The sequence below is a fragment of the Streptomyces sp. NPDC017246 genome, assembly GCF_044331325.1.
Taxonomy (GTDB): domain Bacteria; phylum Actinomycetota; class Actinomycetes; order Streptomycetales; family Streptomycetaceae; genus Streptomyces.
In genome coordinates this window covers 1-19903 of record NZ_JBIRMW010000026.1, presented here as the reverse complement: position 1 = coordinate 19903, position 19903 = coordinate 1, and the positions used below count along the sequence as shown (strand labels likewise).

14 protein-coding genes are annotated in these 19903 nt (G+C 73.8%); 10 read left to right on the top strand and 4 right to left on the bottom strand.

Annotated elements, in window-relative coordinates; all coding sequences use genetic code 11:
* Positions 1 to 98: 98 nt before the first annotated feature.
* Genes ACH4MY_RS36725 through ACH4MY_RS36705 form a run of 5 tightly spaced genes read left to right on the top strand, consistent with a single transcriptional unit; the run spans position 99 to position 8488 of the window.
* Positions 99 to 1175: a cysteine synthase family protein gene (locus tag ACH4MY_RS36725; RefSeq protein ID WP_398008984.1), complete on the top strand. Its 1077-nt coding sequence runs from the start codon at positions 99 to 101 to the stop codon at positions 1173 to 1175.
* The gene (argH, locus tag ACH4MY_RS36720; RefSeq protein WP_398008983.1) at positions 1172 to 2797 is read left to right on the top strand and encodes an argininosuccinate lyase; all 1626 of its coding nucleotides are present in this window, start codon (positions 1172 to 1174) and stop codon (positions 2795 to 2797) included. The genes ACH4MY_RS36725 and argH overlap by 4 nt, the downstream gene beginning before the upstream one ends.
* Positions 2794 to 4116 carry an ATP-grasp domain-containing protein gene (locus ACH4MY_RS36715; protein WP_398008981.1) on the top strand — a complete coding sequence of 441 codons (1323 nt, stop codon included), beginning with the start codon at positions 2794 to 2796 and terminating at the stop codon, positions 4114 to 4116. The genes argH and ACH4MY_RS36715 overlap by 4 nt, the downstream gene beginning before the upstream one ends.
* Positions 4113 to 7445, top strand: a complete 3333-nt coding sequence (locus ACH4MY_RS36710) for an amino acid adenylation domain-containing protein (RefSeq protein ID WP_398008979.1) — start codon at positions 4113 to 4115, stop codon at positions 7443 to 7445. The genes ACH4MY_RS36715 and ACH4MY_RS36710 overlap by 4 nt, the downstream gene beginning before the upstream one ends.
* A gap of 11 nt (positions 7446 to 7456) precedes the next feature.
* Positions 7457 to 8488: a kinase gene (locus ACH4MY_RS36705; RefSeq protein ID WP_398008977.1), complete on the top strand. Its 1032-nt coding sequence runs from the start codon at positions 7457 to 7459 to the stop codon at positions 8486 to 8488.
* A gap of 67 nt (positions 8489 to 8555) precedes the next feature.
* Here ACH4MY_RS36705 and ACH4MY_RS36700 read toward each other — a convergent pair whose 3' ends face one another.
* From ACH4MY_RS36700 to ACH4MY_RS36685, 4 genes are all read right to left on the bottom strand, one after another.
* The gene (locus tag ACH4MY_RS36700) at positions 8556 to 9506 is read right to left on the bottom strand and encodes a TauD/TfdA family dioxygenase (protein ID WP_398008975.1); all 951 of its coding nucleotides are present in this window, start codon (positions 9504 to 9506) and stop codon (positions 8556 to 8558) included.
* A 122-nt stretch (positions 9507 to 9628) separates the two neighbouring features.
* Positions 9629 to 10456 (bottom strand): ABC transporter permease, encoded by an 828-nt coding sequence (locus tag ACH4MY_RS36695; protein WP_398008973.1) that lies wholly within the window; start codon positions 10454 to 10456, stop codon positions 9629 to 9631.
* Positions 10453 to 11799 carry a methylaspartate mutase gene (locus tag ACH4MY_RS36690; protein WP_398008972.1) on the bottom strand — a complete coding sequence of 449 codons (1347 nt, stop codon included), beginning with the start codon at positions 11797 to 11799 and terminating at the stop codon, positions 10453 to 10455. Before ACH4MY_RS36690 ends, ACH4MY_RS36695 begins: the two co-directional genes overlap by 4 nt.
* Positions 11796 to 12233 (bottom strand): cobalamin B12-binding domain-containing protein, encoded by a 438-nt coding sequence (locus tag ACH4MY_RS36685; protein ID WP_398008970.1) that lies wholly within the window; start codon positions 12231 to 12233, stop codon positions 11796 to 11798. The genes ACH4MY_RS36690 and ACH4MY_RS36685 overlap by 4 nt, the downstream gene beginning before the upstream one ends.
* A gap of 555 nt (positions 12234 to 12788) precedes the next feature.
* Between ACH4MY_RS36685 and ACH4MY_RS36680 the strand changes: the two genes are divergently transcribed.
* From ACH4MY_RS36680 to ACH4MY_RS36660, 5 genes are all read left to right on the top strand, one after another.
* On the top strand, positions 12789 to 14591 hold the full coding sequence (locus ACH4MY_RS36680) for a fatty acyl-AMP ligase (protein WP_398008968.1): 1803 nt from the start codon (positions 12789 to 12791) through the stop codon (positions 14589 to 14591).
* Positions 14588 to 16660 (top strand): acyl-CoA dehydrogenase family protein, encoded by a 2073-nt coding sequence (locus ACH4MY_RS36675; protein ID WP_398008966.1) that lies wholly within the window; start codon positions 14588 to 14590, stop codon positions 16658 to 16660. The genes ACH4MY_RS36680 and ACH4MY_RS36675 overlap by 4 nt, the downstream gene beginning before the upstream one ends.
* A complete protein-coding gene (locus tag ACH4MY_RS36670) occupies positions 16657 to 17508 on the top strand; it encodes an acyl-CoA dehydrogenase family protein (RefSeq protein ID WP_398008965.1) in 852 nt (283 codons plus the stop codon). The genes ACH4MY_RS36675 and ACH4MY_RS36670 overlap by 4 nt, the downstream gene beginning before the upstream one ends.
* 52 nt (positions 17509 to 17560) lie before the next feature.
* Positions 17561 to 17872, top strand: a complete 312-nt coding sequence (locus ACH4MY_RS36665; RefSeq protein ID WP_398008963.1) for an acyl carrier protein — start codon at positions 17561 to 17563, stop codon at positions 17870 to 17872.
* A 124-nt stretch (positions 17873 to 17996) separates the two neighbouring features.
* The coding region (locus ACH4MY_RS36660) for a condensation domain-containing protein (RefSeq protein WP_398008961.1) at positions 17997 to 19903 on the top strand (1907 nt) is incomplete at its 3' end.

Below are 19903 nucleotides of genomic sequence, written 5' to 3'. Positions count from 1 at the left end.
CCTCTACCAGATCTCGACCCGACCCCCCGGCCACGTCGGCCCGCCCCCGGATTCGGGACCTGGCACGCCGGCCCGCGCCGCATCCCCTGGGAGCTCCCATGACGACGGTGACCACCGCGACGTACCCCTCGATCACCGAGGCGCAGATGATCCCGCGCCTCGTCCGCCTCGGCCCCAACCTCTACGGGGCCGTCTTCACCCTGATGAAGCTGCTCCCGGCCCACTACATCCTCCAGAGCGCCGACCGGCGCGGTGAACTCGGCGACGACACCGTCGTCGTCGAGACCACATCGGGCACCTTCGGCCTCGCCCTCGCGATGCAGTGCGCCCTCATGGAGCGGGAGCTGATCCTGGTCAGCGACCCGGCGATCGACCCCAACCTGTACCGCCGGCTGACCGACCTGGGCGCCCGCGTCGAGATCTGCCACGAGCCCGCGGCCGTCGGCGGCTTCCAGGAGGCGCGGCTGCGCCGCCTCGCCGAGATCCGCGCCGAACTCCCCGACACCTTCTGCCCGGAGCAGTACAGCAACCCCGACAACCCGCGCTCCTACGGCGTCGTCGCCGAGATGCTCCACCGCACCCTCGGAGACGTCGACTGCCTCGTCGGACCCGTCGGCTCCGGCGGCTCCATGTGCGGCACCGTCCGCGGGCTGCGCGAACACCCCCCCGGCACCCGCGCCATCGGCGTCGACAGCCACCGCAGCGTCCTCTTCGGCCAGCCCGACGGGCCCCGCGGCCTGCGCGGCCTCGGCAACAGCCTCTGGCCCGCCAACCTCGACCACGGGGTCTTCGACGAGATCCACTGGTGCTCGGCCGCCGAGGCGTACGCCCAGACCCGCTCGCTCCACGCCCGCCACGCCCTCTTCCAGGGCCCGACCAGCGGCGCCGCCCACCTCGTCGCCCAGTGGTGGGCCGAGCAGCACCCCGACGAGCTGTGCGTCGTGATGCTGCCGGACGAGGGCTACCGCTACCAGGCCACCGTCTACGACGACGCCTGGCTCACCGACAACGGGCTGCGTCTCGACGGCCCGCCCACCGCGCCCGCCACCGTAACCTCCCCCGCCGACGCGGGAGAGCGCTGGGCGCGCTTCGCCTGGGACCGCCGCGCCTACGACGAGGTGTCCGGCGCCGTCCCGCGCACCGACAGGGCGCTCCCCGAGCGGGCCCTCTCGTGAGCGGCACCGGACGCCTGACCGGCACCCTCGGTCCCCGCACCCGGCGGGTCGTCTACGGCGAGTCCGGACCCGAGGACATCCGCCAGGAGCTCGGCGCCACCACCACCGTCGACCTGGCCCATGTCGTGATGCTCACCGAACGCGGACTGCTGCCCCGCGAGGCCGCCGTCGCCCTGCTGCGCCGCATCACCGAGCTGCGGGCCGAGGGCTTCGCAGCGCTCTACGACCTGCCCGCCCCGCGCGGCCTCTACCTCATGTACGAGGGCCACCTGGTCGCCGAACTCGGCGCCGAGGTCGGCGGGAAACTCCACACCGGCCGCTCCCGCAACGACATCAAGGCCACCATCACCGCGCTCCGGCTCCGCGCCGAACTCACCGAGCTCCTCGGCGAGGTGCTGCGGCTGCAGGCCGTGCTGCTCTCCCGGGCCCGCGCCCACCGCTCCGTCGTCATGCCCGTCTACACCCACTTCCAGCCCGCGATGCCCGTCAGCTACGGCTACTACCTGGCCGGCATCGCCACCGCGCTCGACCGGGACATCGACGCCCTCGGACACGTCCTCGACCACCTCGACCGGTGCCCCCTCGGCGCCGGAGCGGTGGCCGGCACCGACCTGCCCATCGACCCGGCCCGCACCGCCGCGCTCCTCGGCTTCCCGCACGGCCCGCTGCACGCCACCGACGCCGTCGCCGCCCGCGACACCATGCTGCGGGCCGTGGCGGCGGCCGCGTCGGTGGCGCTCACCCTCAGCAGGCTCGCGACCGACCTCCAGCTCTGGAGCACCCAGGAGTTCGCGTTCGTGGAGTTCCCCGAGCGGCTCGTCGGCGGCAGCTCCGCCATGCCGCAGAAGCGCAACGCCTTCCTCCTGGAGCACGTCAAGGCGAAGGCCGCGCTCGCGGTCGGCGCCTGGACGGCCTCGGCGGCCGCCATGAAGTCGACGCCGTTCACCAACTCCATCGAGGTCGGCACCGAGGCCGTCGGCGCCGGCTGGCCCGCCCTCGCCGCCGTACGGGACTCCGTCCTGCTCACCCAGCCCCTCGTCGGCGGGGCCCGGCCGGTCCCGGCGCGCATGGAACAGCGGGCCCGGGAGGGCTTCGTCACCGCCACCGTCATCGCCAACCGGCTGGTGGCCCAGGGGGTGCCGTTCCGCACCGCCCACCATGTCGTCGGCGAGGCCGTCCGGGTGGCGGTCGAGTCCGGGGCCACCGAACTCACCACGATCACCGCGCCGGACCTCGACGAGGTCACCGGGGCGGGACCGTCGGCCACCGAACTCCCCACCCTGCGCGAGGTCGTCGACTCCCACGACCGGGGCGGCGGCCCCGGCGAGTGCGACCGGACCGTCCATGTCCTCACCGACCGGCTGACCGCGCACGGGCGGCGGCTCGCCGCCCACCGCGACCGGGCGGCCCGGGCGGACCGGCTCCTCGCCGAGGCCGTCTCCGCCCTGGTCGCCACGGGCGGAGCCGCGGACGCCCTCGTCGCGGACGCCGTCACCGCGGACGCCGTCACCGCGGACGCCGTCACCGGCGCCACCGCGGGTGCCTTCACCGCCGCCGACACGCATGCCGTCACCGCCGCCGGCGTGCGTGCCGTATCCGAGAGAACGGAGAGTGCGCCGTGAGCGCGACCCGCAGACCCGAACCCCCGGACGGACACCACGAACAGCCCGCTTACGGGCCCTGGTTCGCCTTCCTGGAGAGCAACACCACCGGCACCGGCAGGGAGTTCTGCGCCGCGGCCCGCGCCCGCGGACTCCGCCCCGTCCTGCTGACCCGCGACCCCGACCGCTACCCCTACGTGGCCGAGGACGGCATCGACACCCAGGTCCTCGACAGCGCCGACCCGGTCGCCGTCCTCGACCGCTGCGCCGGACTCGCCGACAGCGCGGCCGGACTCGCGGGTGTCGCGTCCAGCTCCGAGTACTTCGTGGCCGCCGCCGCCCGCGTCGCCGCCAAGCTCGGACTGCCCGCCGCCGACGGCGACGCCGTCGCCCGCTGCCGCGACAAGCAGCGGCAGCGCGAGCTCCTCGCCGCCGGCGGTGTGCCCGTGCCCGCCTTCGCCTCCGCCACCGCGCCGGACGAAGCCGTACGGGTGGCCGAGGCGATCGGCCACCCCGTCGTCCTCAAGCCCGTCAGCGGCTCCGGGTCGATCGGGGTACGGCTCTGCCGGGACGCCGCCGAGACCCGGGCCTGGGCCGAGCGGCTGCTCGACCGGGGCACCGACGAGCGCGGCAACCCCGTCACCGCCCGGCTCCTCGTCGAAGCGGCCGTCCGGGGACCCGAGTTCTCCGTGGAGACCTTCGACGACACCGTGGTGACCGTCGTCGCCAAACACACCGGACCCGAGCCGTACTTCGTCGAGACCGGCCACGACATACCGGCGCCGGTCCCCGCCGCCGACACGGAGGCACTGGGCGCGGTCGCGCTGCGGGCGCTGTCCGCCCTCGGCCTCGGCTGGGGCGCGGCCCACACCGAACTGCGCCTCACCGACACCGGACCGGTGATCATCGAGGTCAACCCGCGACTGGCCGGCGGCATGATTCCGGTCGCCGTCCGGGCCGCCCTCGGCACCGACCTCGTCGACGCGGTCGTCGCGCGCGCGGCCGGCCTGCCGCCGCGCGCCTCGACGGAGGACGGGCGGACGGACCGCGGCGGACACGCCGCCATCCGGTTCCTTCCCGCCGCGCGGGAAGGACGGGTCACCGCCGTCGACGGGCTCGCCGACGCACTGACGGCACCCGGGGTGGCCGCGGCCACCGTCGCCACCGCCCCCGGGCGGACCGTCGGCATCACGCACTCGTTCCAGGACCGGCTGGCCTGCGTGGTCGCCACCGGAGCGGACGCGGCGCAGGCCGCACAGCGCGCGGCAGCGGCCGCACGCCTCATCAGGATCGAGCTGGAGGAGCCGGCAGCGCCGGAAGAAGGAGTCGGGGGCCGATGACCGAGCACGCGAACAACCACCAGGCGTACACCAGGATTCCCCGGTGGACGGCGCCGTCCGCCCGGGAGAAGGGCACCGACGTCCACGGCACGCGGCTCGCCGAGGACCTCACCCGGGCCCTCACCCGGCGGGCCGCCGCCCTCGGCACGGACCTGACGGCCCTGCTGACCGCCGCCCACGCCCGGGTCCTCGCCACGGTGACCGCCGAGCGGGACCTGCTCGTCGGACACGTCCCGCGGGACGGCTCCGGCGAGATCCTGCCGCTCCGGCTGCACGTGGCGAACTCCACCTGGGCGGAGCTGGTGGCCCACGCCGCCGCCGCGCCCGAGGCCACCCGGAACCCGGCCGGCCCGGAGGCGCGGCCCGCCCCGCCCGCCGACGCGCGCCCCGAGGTCGTCCTCGACCTGTCCGGGCTCACGGACACCGCGGAGGACACGGACAGCACCCACCGCACGCAGAGCACGGACGGCGCCGGCATCACCGGAGCGACCGACGGCCTCGGCGCCGCCCCGCTGCTCGGCGAAGGCACCGTCCTGCGCGTCGTCTGGAGCCGGGACGAGTACGGACTCGCCCTGCGGATCCTCCACGACCGGGCCGCCCTCGACGAGTACCACGCCCATCGCCTCGCCGGATACCACCTCGCGGCGCTCCGGCACCTGGCCGCCGACCCCGCCGACCGGCACGACCGGCAGAGCCTGCTCTCGGAGCGCGAGACCGAGAAGCAGCTGTACGGCCTCGCCGGGCCGCGCGCCGAGCTGCCCGACCGTACCTTCACCGACCTCTTCGAGGACCGGGTCCGGGCCACCCCCGACGCGCTCGCCGCCGAACACGGCGGGGTGCGCTGGACGTACCGCGAGCTCGACGAGCGCGCCGACCGGGTGGCGCACGCCCTCGTCGAGGCGGGCGCCGCCGCCGAGGACGTCGTCGCCGTCGTCATGGACCGCACGCTCGACTGGATCGCCGCCGCGCTCGGCGTGTTCAAGGCCGGCGCCGTCTACCTGCCGGTCCGCCCGGACTTCCCGGCCGAGCGGGTCGCGACCCAGTTCGAGCGCAGCGCCTGCCGTTTCGCGCTCCTCGCGCCCGGCGGCGAGACCCTCGTACGCGAAGCCTCCGACGCCGTCACGGACGCGCCCCTCGCCCTGTCCGTACCGGAGATCCTGAACCGCCCGGGGGCGCCCACCGGCCCGGTCGCCGTCACCGTGCACCCCGGGCAGGCCGCGTACATCTACTTCACCTCCGGCTCCACCGGCGCCCCCAAGGGCGCCCTGTGCGAGCACGCCGGCATGCTCAACCACCTGTACATGAAGATCGAGGACATGGAGCTCGCCGCCGGGGAGGTCGTCACCCAGACCGCCTCCCAGTGCTTCGACATCTCCCTGTGGCAGTTCGCCGCCCCCCTGCTCGTCGGCGGCGCGGTACGGATCGTCGACACCGACACCCAGCTCGACGTCGACGCCTTCCTCGACGAGATCACCGACGGCGCCGTCGCCGCCGTCCAGATCGTCCCCTCCTACCTGGAGGTGCTCCTGACCCACCTGGAGCACCACCCGCGCCCGCTCGGCGCCCTGCGCACCGTCTCCGTCACCGGCGAGGCGCTCAAGTACGAACTGGTCCAGCGCTGGTTCGCCGCCCACCCGGGCATCAAGCTCGTCAACGCCTACGGGGCCACCGAGGTCTCCGACGACACCATGCACGAGGTCCTCGACGGGCTGCCCGAGCGGGACTTCGTGACCGTCGGCCGCTCCCTGCGCAACGTCAACACCTACGTCCTCGACGAGAACCTGGCGCTCGTGCCGCTCGGCTCACCCGGCGAGATCGCCTTCTCCGGCGTCTGCGTCGGACGCGGCTACATCAACGACGAGGAGCGCACCCGGCAGGCCTTCGTCGCCGACCCCTTCCGGCCCAACACCCGCATGTACCGCACCGGCGACTTCGGACGCTGGCTGCCCGAGGGCCGCATCGAGTACCTCGGCCGCCGGGACGAGCAGGTCAAGATCCGCGGCTTCCGCATCGAGATCGGGGAGATCGAGAACAAGCTCCTCGGCATGCCCGGTGTCCACGAGGCCGCCGTCGTCATCGACGGCGGCGCGGGCGACCTGCGCAACCTCGTCGCCTTCTTCGCGGGCCAGGAGGACCTGCCGGCCGGACGCGTCCGCGACTTCCTCGCCACCCTGCTCCCCGACTACATGGTGCCCACCTACTTCCACCAGATGGAGCGGCTGCCGCTCACCGAGAACGGCAAGATCGACAAGAAGTCCCTCGTCCGGCTCGCCGGAACCCTCGGCCACGGCGGCGCCCCCTACACGGCCCCCGTCACCCCCGCCGAGCAACGCCTCGCCATGCTCTGGGCCGAGGTCCTCGGCGTCCCCCTCGAACGCATCGGACGCTCCGACAACTTCTTCGACCTCGGCGGCACCTCCCTGGCCGCCGTACGGCTCCTCGTCCGCCTCGACCGGGCCCTCTCCCTCAAGGACCTGATCGCCAGGCCCTCCCTCGCCGACCTGGCCGAGGCCCTCGACGAGCGCGGACGCGGCGCCGCCGCCCCCGCGGCCACCGGCCTCCTCCAGACGCTGTCCGCCGCCCGCGCCCCCCACCACACCCTCGTCTGCTTCCCCTACGCCGGTGGCAACGCGGTCAACTACCGCTCCCTCGCCGCCGAACTGGAACGGGACGGCTTCGCCGTCGAGGCCGTCGAACTCCCCGGCCACGACTTCAGCGGCGCCGGAGAGGAGATGCCGGACATCCCCGAGCTCGCCCGGCGGATCACGGACGAGATCATCGAACGCGTGACCACTCCCGTCCTGATCTGGGGCCACTGCGCGGGCGCCGCCGCCGCCCTGGAGACCGCCCGCCTCCTGGAGGAGGCCGGCCGCACCGTCGAGCGGGTCTTCCTCGGGGCCCTGCTGCTCCCCGAGGCCGAGGAACTGCGCGCCGAGATCGCCGAGACCTCGGCGGCCGACACCGCCACGCTGCTCGCCCGGCTGCGCGCGGGCAACGCCTACGTGGAGCTCGACGCCCTCAAGCCGGAGCGCGCCGAGGTCGTCGGCCGCGCCTACCGGCACGACGTCGTCACCTCCGACCGCCATCTCGCCCGGATCCGCGAGGACGGCGAGCGGTACCGGATCGACGCACCGGTGGACGTCGTCGTCGCCCTCGACGACCCCACCACCGACGGGTACGCAGCCACCCACGGCGACTGGAAGACGATCTCCGACCGGATCACCCTGCGCGAACTCACCCAGGGCGGCCACTACTTCATCAGCACCCGGCCGGCCGAGACCGCCGACGCGGTGCGCGCCGCCTGCGCGCCCTCCGGGCGTCAGGACTAGGAGGGAGCCACGTGACGACCACAACCGACCTGCTCACCCCGGCCGCCCACCCCGCGACGGTCACCGCTGAGGACGGCCTCGGAGCCACCGGGGCCGGCGCCGCGACGGTGACCCCCGGGACACCCGACCCCCGGCCCGGCCGCGGGGCGGCCACCACCCGGGCCGGCGCCGCGACCGTCACCACCGGGGTCAGCACGGCCTTCGGGACCTTCGGCGAACTGCTCCAGGGAGTCCTCCCCGAGGAGAACGGGGACTTCCTCGTCACCCTGCCCGTCGCCCGCTGGGCCATGGCCCGCTTCGAACCCGACCCGACCACCGACGTCCTCCGGGTCTGGCCGCCGCACAAGAAGAAGGCCCTCGCCCTCACCTCGATGATCATGGAGGACGCGGGCCTGCCCGCCGGCGGCCTCCTGAAGATCCACAGCACCCTGCCCGAGGGCAAGGGCCTCGCCAGCTCCTCGGCCGACCTCGTCGCCACCGCCCGGGCCGTCGCCAACGCCCTGGACGAGGCCATGCCGCCGCGCCGCATCGAGACCTACCTCGCCAGGATCGAACCGACCGACGGGGTGCTCTACTCCTCGATCGTCGCCTTCCACCACCGCACCGTGCGGCTGCGGTCCGTGCTCGGCTCGCTGCCCTCCATGGCGGTGGTCAGCGCGGACGAGGGCGGCGCCGTGGACACGGTCGCCTTCAACAGCATCCCCAAGCCGTTCACGGCCGCCGACAAGCGCGAGTACGCCCGCCTCCTCGACCGGATCACCGGCGCGATCGCCCGCCGCGACCTCGCCGAGACCGGCCGGGTCGCGACCGCCAGCGCCCGGATGAACCAGGTCCTGCGCCACAAGTGGTCCCTGGACGGCATGACGGACATCTGCCGTGAGGTCGGCGGCCTCGGCGTCGTCGTCGGCCACAGCGGCACCACGCTCGGCATCCTGCTCGACACGGCGTCCCCGGACTGCCCGGCTCAGCTCGCCGCGGCCGCCCAGGCCTGCCAGGAACTCGTCGGCAACGTCACCGTGTACCGCACGCTGAGCTTCGACTGACCGTCCGCCGCGCCACGAGGAAGGGCCGCACCCGGAGACCGGGTGCGGCCCTTCCTCGTACGGGCGGTCAGGGACGGAACGGCTCGCCGAGGCCGACGACGATCTCCCGCTCGCCGCGGTACGGCTCACGGCTGTGCGCCGTGCGCACGTTGTCGACCACCAGCAGATCGCCCCGCCGCCACGGCTCGCGGACCGTGTGCCGCTCGTACACCTCGTTCACCAGGTCCACCGTCGGCCGGTCCAGCGGGGTGCCGTCGCCGTAGAAGGTGTTGAACGGCAGCCCCTCGGGCCCGAACTCGGCCGTGAGGAACTCCCGTACCTCGGGGGCCATCGTCCACTCGTTGAGGAACGCGATCTGGTTGAACCAGCAGCGCTCGCCCGTCTCGGGGTGGGCGACGACCGCCGGCCGGGTCTGCGCCGTCCGCAGTCCACCGTCCGCGTCCCAGCGCGTCTCGACGCCGTTCTCGGCGCAGTACCGCTCGACCTCGTCGCGGTCGGCGCCGCCGAACGCGTCCTGCCAGCCGATGCCGACGAACGGGTTGTAGTGCCGGGTCAGCCGCCAGCCGTCCCGCTCGAACCGCTCCACCAGCTCCGCCGGCAGGTCCGCGAGCACGGCCCGCGCGTCCGCGAGCGCCGTCACCCCGCCGGAGGCCGGCGGCGTGACACAGGCGAAGGCCAGCAGCCGCGGGGCGCGGGCCGCGTAACTCAGCTCGTGGTGCATGCACATGGGCTGGTCCGCCGGCCAGTGCGAGGACGAGTAGACACCCGGCGGCCCGTACGCGTCGCGCGGGGCGAAGCCCTCGCGTTCCGCCATGCCCTCCTCGCCGAGGACGGCGCCGACGGTCGCGACGGCCCGCTCGCGCCCGTCCAGTTCGAGACCCCGGACGAGGACCGAACCGTGCCGGGCCACCAGCTCCCGGATCTCGGTCCGGTGCGCCGCCGCCCAGGCGACGGGGTCGGCGCCGGACGGGGGTGCCAGGTCCGGACGGGCGGGGGAGTCGGTGCTCACTTCGGTCATGGTGCTGTCTCCGTTTCGTGAAGGGTTCGGACGCGGGTTCGGATGCGGGTCCGGACGCGGGGGAACGGACCAACGGGGAAGGGAGGAGAAGGAGGACGAGCGGGCCCGGCGCTGGGGGTGCGTCAGGCCACCGGACGGCGGAACGCCCACACGGCCGTGGCCGAACCGACGACCGCCACCAGCAGACTCGTGCCCAGGGCCGCCCACACCTGGGTGCCCAGCGGCAGATCCAGGGCGAGCGCCCGCGCCGCGTCCATCGCGTACGAGAGCGGATTGAGCCGCGCGAGCAGCTGGAGCCAGCCCGGCAGCCGGTCCACCGGCACGAACGCGCTGGACGCGAACATCAGCGGGAACGTCACCAGATAGCCGGCGCTCTGCATCGCCTCGGCGTTCCGCAGCCAGGCCGCCAGGGCCAGGAAGATCCACGTCATCGCCCAGACCACCGCGCAGGTGAGCAGCAGCGCCGCCGCCAGACCGAGCGGCCCGCCCGCCGGGTCGGCGTCGAGCAGCACCACGGCCACGACCAGCAGGATCACCAACTGCACGGCCGTACGCAGCAGATCGGCGAAGCTGCGGGCGATGAGCAGCAGCGGGGCGTGGATCGGCAGCGTACGCAGCCGGGCCACCGCCCCGTTGTCCATGTCCCGCACCAGGCCGATGCCCGAGGCCACCGCCGGGCCGATGCCCGTGGTCACGAGCAGCGCCGGAAGCAGATAGTCGATGTAGCCCACGCCCGCCGGAAGATGCCCGCGGTCGACGATGCTGCCGAAGACCTGGCTGAGCAGCAGCAGCATGAACACCGGCTGGAGCATGCTGAGCACCATCGCCCGACGGTGGGTCAGATGCGCCCGCACCGAACGGCCGGTGAGGATGAACAGCTGCGCCGGAGCGCTGCTGCCCTGCCAGAGCGCGCCGGCCGGGCGGTGCGGCAGCGGGGTCGGGACGGTCATCGGATGCCTCCTGGGTCGTAGGTCCTCTGGACACGGGTCAGCGCGGTCAGCAGATCGGCGGAGGTCAGCTTCCGGGCGGCCGCCACCGCCGTGGCGGGCAGCGGCAGCCGCCCGGTGTCCGACCAGCGCAGCCGCCCGTCGGAGTCGATGAAGCTCCGGGCCAGACCGGCGTTGTCCGGATGCAGACAGAACGGGATGTCGAGCAGCCCGCGCCGGAAGGCGAGCTGCAGCGCCTCGCCGATGTCCTCGTGGAGCCCGAGGACGGTGTGGACGAGCGCGCGGGCCTCCACGTACACCTCGGTGTCGAGGGCGGACGGGCCGAAGGGCCGCCGGGCCGCCGACCGCGCGGCGCGCGCCGCCGTCTCGAGGGCCTCGACGTTGTCGGCGATCGTCGGGATACGGTGCGCCTCGGCCGCCGTCTTCACGATGAGCCGTGCGGCGCCCGACTCCACCGCCAGCCGCGCGGCGGCCTCCAGGAGCGACAGCGCCCCCGGTCGGGTCGTGGGGTACACGCCCATGTAGGCGTAGACGACGAGATGGCGGTCGATGTCCGGGAGCAGCTCGTCGGAGAGCGCCCGCAGCGCCGCCATCGCCTCCAGGTCCTGGGCCGGGCTGGTCTGCTGGGCGTAGCTCAGGGAGATGCTGCGCAGTCCGTGCCGGGCGAAGAAGACGCCTTCCAGGACGCTGATCGCCACCAGCATCGACGGCGGGCACAACTGCCCCAGCATGCAGCCGCCGAAGCTTTCGAGGTGCGGCAGCCGGGACGCACCTCCGTCGGCGGCCCATGCGTCCGTCGCGGCGAGCATCGCGCAGGCGGTCCGCCAGCTGGCGACCGCCTCGTCGAGCCGCGTACGGCCGTAGGGCAGGCAGTACGAGACGGGACCGCCCTCGGTCGCGTCGAGCCCCACGGACAGCAGGGCCGCCACGATGTGCTCGGGCTTCGGCGAACCGTGCCGCACCTGCACCGGGAAACCGGGGCCGTGCACACCGTCCAGCAGGTCCCGGGACACGGCGGGGGAGTGAGTGCAGAGGGGATAGCCGTTGAGGGGCACCCCCTCGGCGACGGCCCGCCGGGCGGCGGGCAGGTCGTTGACCCGGGTGTAGCTGTCCAGGGTCAGGGTGCCGACGGTCACCGCCTCGGCCGCCCGGGTGCGTTCGAGCCCCTCGCGCATCAGACCGGGGGCGCCGAAGCCCATCCTCGGCTGCACGACCAGCTCGCCCCGCGCGTACGCCCGGGCGACGAAGGCGCCGAAACTCGCGGAGGCTCCGGGGGCTCCGGCGGTATCGCCGCGTGACCCGGCCGTGTCGTCGTGCGGCCCCGCGGACGCGGGCGCCGTCGTCACGACACGGCTCGGTACGGCGACCGGGCCGCCATCGCCCGGAAGTCGGCGAGCTCCCCGTCGTCGAAGACCCGGTCGTAGCCGGCGGCGGTCAGCCGGCGGACCATGCCCACGTTGCGCAGACCGTCGGTGACCAGTTTCCCGCCGATGACGACGGTCGTACCGGCCAGCTCGGGAACCGCCCGCAGCGCGTGGATCAGCCGCAGCCCGTCGTTGAAGCCGTGTCCGTTGACACTGCTCACCACCACGAGTCCGGGCCGCAGTTCGAGGCAGGCGCGCACCACCAGGTCGTCCGGTGGGCAGGGCCCGAGGTTCGCCACGGTGTGGCCGATCTCCTCCAGGACGAGCTGGAGATAGACCAGATTCCAGGTGTGGGCGTCGGAGGACGTTCCGGTCAGCAGCACGGAAGGCGTCGCACCGGCATGTGAGAAATTCATGGGGTCAGGTGTGGAATTCATGGGACATCCGGTCTCTGGAACGCCGGCGTATTCCGGCGTCAGGACCGGTACGCCGATCGCTCGGCGGATTGGAGGGAATGCGGGAAACAGCGGCAGGCCGTCGGGAACGCGCCCCTGAAGCGGCCCGCGCGCCCGGGGCACTGTCCGGCGAATCGGGCTCGGACAGACCCCCGCGCACCGACTCTACTGGCCTCGGGCCTGGCCCAACGGCCTTGCCGTTGGCCGGTACTGGACCCCCGGGCGGGCTCTCGACAGAGCCCCGGGCGGTCAATCCGGGCCCTGCCGCGGGCCCGGCCGCCGCACCGTGCAGTTTGCTGTCAGGCGCCTTCCCCGGGCCTCACCGGCATCGCTAGAAAGAATCCCGCAGTGCCGGACAGGTGCGGCAGGAATTTCGATTCGGCGAACGATCCGGAGAACGGTCCGGCGAATTGGCCGGCGCACGATCCGGCGCACGAACCAGTGCGTGATCCAACGCACGATCCAGTGCGTGATCCAGCGAACGATTCAGCGAACGCGAAGGGCAGGGCATCGAATATGGCGGCAATCGTCACCGCCCCCAGTGTCACGGCGGTTCTCGTCGGACGGTCGGAGAGCGACCCGGACCGGACCGCCGCGACCTTCGTCACCGACCCGCTCCGCGAGGACGGCGCGAGCCGCCTCAGCTATGCGGAGCTCGACGCCGAGGCCCGGAGCATCGCCGTGCGACTGCACGCCGCCGGCATCGGCCGGGGCGACCGGGTCGTCCTGCTCTACCCCGCCGGACTCGCCTTCCTGACCGCCTTCTTCGGCTGCCTCTACGCCGGAGCCGTCGCCGTCCCCTCCTCGCTCCCCGGCCGGTACCGCCACGAGCGGCACCGTGTCGTGCGCATCGCCGACGACGCGGGCGCGGCCGCGATCCTCACCGACACCGTCACCCGCGGCGACGTCGAGAGCTGGATCGAGGAGGAGGGCCTCGACCGCCTCCCCCTGCTGGTCACCGACGACGGCGCCGGTCCCGGCCCCGACGGCTGGACGATGCCGGCCACCGACCACGACACCCTCGCCGTCCTCCAGTACACCTCCGGCTCCACCGGCGACCCCAAGGGTGTCGTGATCACCCACGGCAACCTGCTGCACAACAGCCAGAACCTCGTCCGCGTCCTCGGACTCGACGAGCACACCCCGCTCGGCGGCTGGATCCCGCACTTCCACGACATGGGCCTGATGGGCATCATCCTGCCGCCGGTCCTCAGCGGTGCCGGCACCGTCCTGATGAGCCCCTCGACCTTCCTGAAGCGGCCCCATCTGTGGCTGCACATGATCGACCGCTTCGGCGTCCACACCTCCGCCGCCCCCGACTTCGCGTACGAGCTGTGCACCCGCCGCATCACCGACGCGCAGCTGGAGGGCCTCGACCTCTCGCGCTGGCGGTTCGGCGTCGACGGCTCCGAGCCCGTCCGCGCCTCCGTCCTCGACGCCTTCCGGGAGCGCTTCACCGCGTACGGCCTGCGGCAGGACATCCTCAGCCCCTGCTACGGCATGGCCGAGGCCACCCTCTTCGTCTCCGGTGCCCTCGACGTCCCGCACAGCGCCCGTCTGGTCGACGTCGAGGCCCTCGAACGCAACGAGTTCCGGCCCGTCGCCGACGGCGAGCCCGGCCGCCCCGTCGCCTCCTGCGGCGTCGTCACCGGCGCCGAGCTCCGCGTCGTCGACCCCCACACCCACCGCGTCCTGCCGGACGGCGGCGTCGGCGAGATCTGGCTGCGCGGCCCCGTCATCGGCCACGGCTATTGGAACCGCGAGGCCACCAACCCCGCCGAGTTCGGCGCGACCACCGCCGACGGCATCACCGGCCACCTGCGCACCGGTGACCTCGGCACCGTCCACGACGGCGAGCTGTTCGTCACCGGCCGCATCAAGGACGTCCTCATCCTCCGAGGCCGCAACCTCTACCCCCAGGACATCGAGCACGAACTCCGGGCCCAGCAGACCGAACTGGGCAGCCTCGTCGGCGCCTGCTTCGCCGTCCCCGGCCGGGACCCGGGCCAGGAGGACGTCCTCGTCGTCACCCACGAGGTCCGCGGCATCAAGGAGGAGGAGCGGCTGCGCGCGCTCGCCGCCGACATGCGCCTCACCGTCGCCCGCGAGTTCGGCGCCCCGGTCGGCGCCGTCCTGCTGCTGCGGCCCGGCGGCGTGCGCCGCACCACCAGCGGCAAGATCCAGCGCTCCGCGATGCGCGAGCTGTTCCGCGCGGGCGCCCTCGAACCCACGTACGCGGACTACCAGGAGAACCTCCTGCGCCCGGTTCCCGCCGCCGCCCAGGAGGCGCTCGCCGGCTCCGGAAAGGCCTCGGCATGACCACCGCGGCACTCCCGACCGGAGCGGCCGGCGGGCAGGGCACGGTCGACGGGGCCGGAACGGCCGCCGGGCAGGACCCCGTCACCGCCTCCGTCACCGGATCCACCTCGGTCACCGGATCCACCTCCGTCGCCGGGCAGGACCCCGTCACCGCCTCCGTCACCGGATCCACCTCGGTCCCCGGATCCACCTCCGTCGCCGGGCAGGACCCCGTCACCGCCTCCGTCACCGGGCCGGACTTCGCCACCGCCCCCACCTCCGTAGCCGGAGAGGGTCTCGCCACCCACTCCGTGGACGCGTTCACCCGGCGACTGCGCGAACTCATTGGTCCCGCGCTCCCGTTCGGCGCGGAGGAGCTCGCGGCCCTCGACGCCGCCGACGCCTTCCCCGCCGAGGCCTGCCGCGCCCTCGACGAGGCCGGACTGCCCCGCTCGTACGTCCCCGCCGAACACGGCGGCGACCTCGCCGACTTCACCGTCGTCCTGCGGCTGCTCCGCGCCGTCTCGCGCATCGACCTCACCGTCGCCGCCGCCCACGGCAAGACCTACCTAGGCGCCGTGTCCACCTGGATCGCCGGGGACGACGACGCCGCCCGGCGGCTGGGGAGCCGCATCGCCGACGGCGAGGTGGTCTCCTGCGCCCTGACCGAACGTGACCACGGCAGCGACCTGCTCTCCGGCGAGGTCACCGCCCGCCCCGCCCCCGGCGGCGGCTGGCTCCTCGACGGCGAGAAGTGGCTCATCAACAACGTCACCAGGGCCGGTCTCGTGACCGTCCTCGCCCGCACGGACGAGGAGGGCGGACCGCGCGGCTTCAGCCTGTTCCTCGTCGACAAGGCCCGCCTCGCACCCGGCGCCTGGACCTGCCTCCCCAAGGTGCCCACGTACGGCATCCGGGGCGCCGACATCAGCGGCATCTCCTTCGACGGGGCCCACCTCCCCGAGGACGCGCTCATCGGCGCCGTCGGGCAGGGCGTCGAGATCATCGTCAAGGCCCTGCACATCACCCGCACCTGCTGCGCCGCGATGTCGCTCGGCGCGGGGGACCACGCCCTGCGCCTCGCGGCCGACTTCGCGGCGACGCACCACGGCGACCCGCGTGACGGCGCGACCAGTGACCTCCCGCTCGCCGGCCGGCCCCACATCCGGCGCGAACTCGGCGAGGCCACCGCCGGGCTCCTCCTCGCCGAGGCCACCGGACTGATCGCCGTACGCTCCCTGCACTCCCTCACCGGCGAGATGAGCGTCATCTCCGCCGTCGCCAAGGCGTACGTCCCCGCCCAGGTCGACGCCCTCGTCGCCCGGCTCCTCCAGCTGCTCGGGCCGCACGGGCTCCTCGGCGCCGGCGACCCCCACGGACACTTCGCCAAGGCCGAGCGGGACCACCGCATCATCGGCATCTTCGACGGCAGCAGCCTCGTCAACCGCAACGCCCTGATCGAGCAGTTCCCGCGCATCGCCCGCGGCTACCGCAAGGGCCGCGCCGACACGGAGGCACTCGCCGAGGCCGCCTCCCCGCACACCGTGCCGCGCCCCTTCCGGCCGGCCGGGCTCAGCCTCCTCTCCACGAGCGGCTGCTCGGTCCTCGCGGGCCTCCCCAGGGCCGTCGAGGCACTGCGGGAACGGGCCGCCGACGAGAGCCGGGCCCGCACCGGGGGCGAGGGCCGGACGGAGCCCGGGAGCCAGAGCCGGGCCCAGGCCGAGAGCCTCGCCCCGCTCGTGTCCCTCGCCGAACGGCTCCTCGACGCCACCCACCGCCTCCACGAGGCCATGGCGACCGTACGGTTCACCCCCCGAGCCGTCCCCGGGGAGGCCTTCGACCTCGCCGAACGGTACGAACTCTGCTTCGCCGCCGCCGGCGCCCTGCACCTCTGGCTGCACGGCACGACCACCGCGGCGGCGGACACCACCTGGCTGCGCGGCTGCCTCGTCAAGGCCCTCACCGACCTCGGCGAACCCGTCACCGCGGCCGAGACCGACATCCTCGACGAGCTCGCCGACCTGCTGCTCGACGGCCCGCCCGGGACCTTCGTCTCGCTGCTCGACCACCTGGAGGCGAGCGCCTCGTGATCACCGCCACCCTCGCCGACAGCCTGGAAGAGACCCTCGGCGACCCCTACGACGACACCAACCCGCACGGCTTCCGCGCTCTCGTCGACGCGGCCGAGGGCCGTCGCCCCCTCGACGGCACCCCCTGGAACCTCCCCGAGGGCTACCCCGAGTCCGTGCTGCACGCGCTGCGCGCCCTCCACCGCCGCTCACCCGCCCTCGCCCCGGCGCCGCCGGCCGGGGCCCCGGCCGCCACCGCCGTCGGCGCGGGAGTCGGCGCCCTCGACTCCGCCCTCCGGATCACCGTGCGCCACCTGCGGAGCCGTCACCTCTACGGTGCCCCGGCGAGCGACCTGCCCGCCCTGCGCACCCTGCTCGCCGGCGCCTTCGCCGACCTTCTCCTCTGCGACGCCCTCACCACCCTCGCCGTACGCGGCAGCGAGCCGCTGCCCGAGCGGCCCGGAGCCCTCGCCCATGCGGCCGAGGCGCTCGCACCCCGGGCCCTCCAGGGCGCCATGGACCGTCTCTCGGTCGTGATGGGCTCGCGCTTCTACATCCGCGAGGGCGCCCACTCCTCCTTCCAGCGGCTCCTGTACGAGACCCAGCGCGCGCTCTTCGGAGCCGGCCGGCCCGTCCCGGACCCGGCGCCCGTTCCGCTCGCGGCGCTCCTCGCGGCCCCGGCCGTCGCCGAGTTCACCGACACGGACCTCCTCGCCGCGGCCCCCGGCCTCGCCCTCACCGGCAGTTCCCGCCGGGTCCCGCAGCCGAGCGGAGCCGTACAGGAGCGCCTGTACGGCGAGCTCGTCGCCCGTTACGAGGCGGGCTCGACGTTCGACCACGCCCGCAGGACCCTTCCCGACCGTCCCTGAGCCGCACGCCCCGACGCGGCCCCGCCCTTCCGACCTTCTCCAAGGAGCACTCATGCCCGGCACGGACATCGACACCGACACGGACACCGACCTCGACACCGGTATCGACTCCCACACCGCCGACAGCCTCCGTACCTGGCTCGTCGACTGCGTCGCCGCCCACCTGGAGCGGCCCGCCGACACCGTCGACACCGCCGTCAAGCTCTCCGACTACGGCCTCGACTCCCTCTACGTGCTCGCCGTCGCCGCCGAGCTGGAGGACTACCTCGACATCTCCCTCGACCCGACCGTCATGTGGGACAACCCCACGATCGACGCGCTGAGCGAGGCGCTGATCGAGGAACTGGCGGCGCAGGACGCCTGATCGGCCCGTAGGGCCTCGGCCCTCGACCCGGCCGCACCGCCCCCGCCTTCACCCATTCCCCGCTCCGCCCCCGCCCCCGCCCCCGCAGGCCGCCACTCCGCAGACCCGAGAGGACCGCTCGTCCATGTCCGACGACGCCCGTACGCTCCGTCGACCCACCACCGCCGCCCAGCTGGGCATCTGGGTCGCCCAGCAACTGCAGCCGGACAGCCCCCTCTACAACTGCGGCGGCTACTACGAGATCGACGGCCCCGTGGACGTCGACGTCCTCGCCCGGGCGGTCCGCGCGGGCGTCGAGGAGACCGAGGCCCTGCGGTCGTACTTCGCCGAAGGCACCGGCACGGGCGCGGGCATGGCCGGGGGCCGGGACGGCTCCGACGCGGACGAGGGCGAACCGGAACTCTGGCAGGTGGTCACCCCGGCCGACGACCGGCCGCTGAGCGTCGTCGACCTGCGCGACACGACGGACCCGGAGGCCGAGGCGCACCGCTGGGCCGCCACCGAGATGGCCCGGCCCTTCGACCTCTCCCGGGGCCCGCTCAGCGCACAGACCCTTCTGCTCCTCGCCGATGACCGGTCCTTCTACGTGCACCGCTACCACCACGCGGTCCTGGACGGCTTCGGCCACACCGTCTACACGGCCAGGGTCGCCGCCCTCTACCGGGCCTTCCTGGCCGGCGAGACCCCGGCTCCCACCCCCTTCGTCTCCCTCGACCGGCTGGTCGCCGACGAGGGCTCGTACGCGGGATCGCGACGCCGGGAACGGGACCGCGCCCACTGGCTCGACCTCTTCCAGGACGTTCCCGAGCCCCTCTCGCTCGCCGATCGCACCGCCGGCAGCACCCACAGCAGCCTGCGCCGGATCCGCGCGCTGCCGCAGGACCTGGCCGAGCGGCTCACGGCACTCGCCGAGCGGCTGGGCGTCCCGTGGCCGGCCCTGGCCATCGCGTCCACGGCCGTCTTCTACCACCGCATGACCGGCCGTACCGACGTCACGTTCGCGCTGCCCCTGGCGGGCCGCACCGGACGGACCGGCCTGACCACCCCCAGCGCCCTCGTCAACGTGCTGCCCATCCGCGTCCAGCCCGACCCGGACCGCACGGTCGCTGAGCTCACCGCGGAGGTCTCCCGCTCTCTCGCCGGCGTCATCCGCCACCAGCGCTTCCGCGGCGAGGACCTCGTACGGGAACTGGGCCTGTCCGGCGGCCGCCAGGCCCGCCTCGGCCCCACCGTGAACGTGATGGCCTTCGCCGGCGAACTCGCCTTCGGCGACAGCCCCGCCGACGTGCACCCGCTCTCCACGGGTCCGGTCAACGACCTCAAGATCAACTTCTACGGCACCGCCGCCTCGCGCGGCGGCATCCGCGTCGAGTTCGACGCCGACCCCGCCCTCTACGACGCCCACGAGATCGAGGCCCACCAGGACCGCCTGGTACGCGTCCTGGAGCGGATCGCCGCGGACCCCGCCGAACTGGTGGGAGACGTGGACGTCCTGGCTCCGGAGGAGCGGGAGCGGGTGTTGGTGGGGTGGAACGGTGAGGTGCGGGAGACGCGGGGTGTGTCGTTGCCGGTTCTCTTCGGGGAGCAGGTGGCGCGGACGCCGGATGCGGTGGCGGTCGTGTGTGACGGGCGGTCTTTGACGTATGGGGAGTTGGATCGTTGGTCGAATCGTGTGGCTCGGTGGCTGATCGGACGTGGGGTTGGGGCTGAGTCGTTTGTGGGGGTGATGCTGCCGCGTTCGGTGGAGTTGGTGGTGGCGTTGCTGGGTGTGGTGAAGGCTGGGGGTGCGTATGTGCCGGTGGATGTGGAGTATCCGGCGGATCGTGTGGCGCAGATTCTTGGTGATGCGCGTCCGGTGATGGTGATCGATGATGTGTCGGTCCTGTCGGAGGCGGATGGTTTCGCTGATGGTCCGGTGTCGGTTCCCATTGCGCTGTCGCATCCGGTGTATGTGATCTTCACGTCGGGTTCGACGGGTCGTCCGAAGGGTGTGGTGGTTGAGCATCGTTCGGTGGGTGCCTATTTGGAGCG

What these genes read in the sequence shown, in the direction of transcription:
- ACH4MY_RS36685 (WP_398008970.1), bottom strand. Translation starts at nt 12,233, where the DNA reads ATGAATTTCTCACATGCCGGTGCGACGCCTTCCGTGCTGCTGACCGGA.
- ACH4MY_RS36665 (WP_398008963.1), top strand. Translation starts at nt 17,561, where the DNA reads ATGCCCGGCACGGACATCGACACCGACACGGACACCGACCTCGACACC.
- ACH4MY_RS36680 (WP_398008968.1), top strand. Translation starts at nt 12,789, where the DNA reads ATGGCGGCAATCGTCACCGCCCCCAGTGTCACGGCGGTTCTCGTCGGA.
- ACH4MY_RS36710 (WP_398008979.1), top strand. Translation starts at nt 4,113, where the DNA reads ATGACCGAGCACGCGAACAACCACCAGGCGTACACCAGGATTCCCCGG.
- ACH4MY_RS36695 (WP_398008973.1), bottom strand. Translation starts at nt 10,456, where the DNA reads ATGACCGTCCCGACCCCGCTGCCGCACCGCCCGGCCGGCGCGCTCTGG.
- ACH4MY_RS36725 (WP_398008984.1), top strand. Translation starts at nt 99, where the DNA reads ATGACGACGGTGACCACCGCGACGTACCCCTCGATCACCGAGGCGCAG.
- ACH4MY_RS36700 (WP_398008975.1), bottom strand. Translation starts at nt 9,506, where the DNA reads ATGACCGAAGTGAGCACCGACTCCCCCGCCCGTCCGGACCTGGCACCC.
- ACH4MY_RS36675 (WP_398008966.1), top strand. Translation starts at nt 14,588, where the DNA reads ATGACCACCGCGGCACTCCCGACCGGAGCGGCCGGCGGGCAGGGCACG.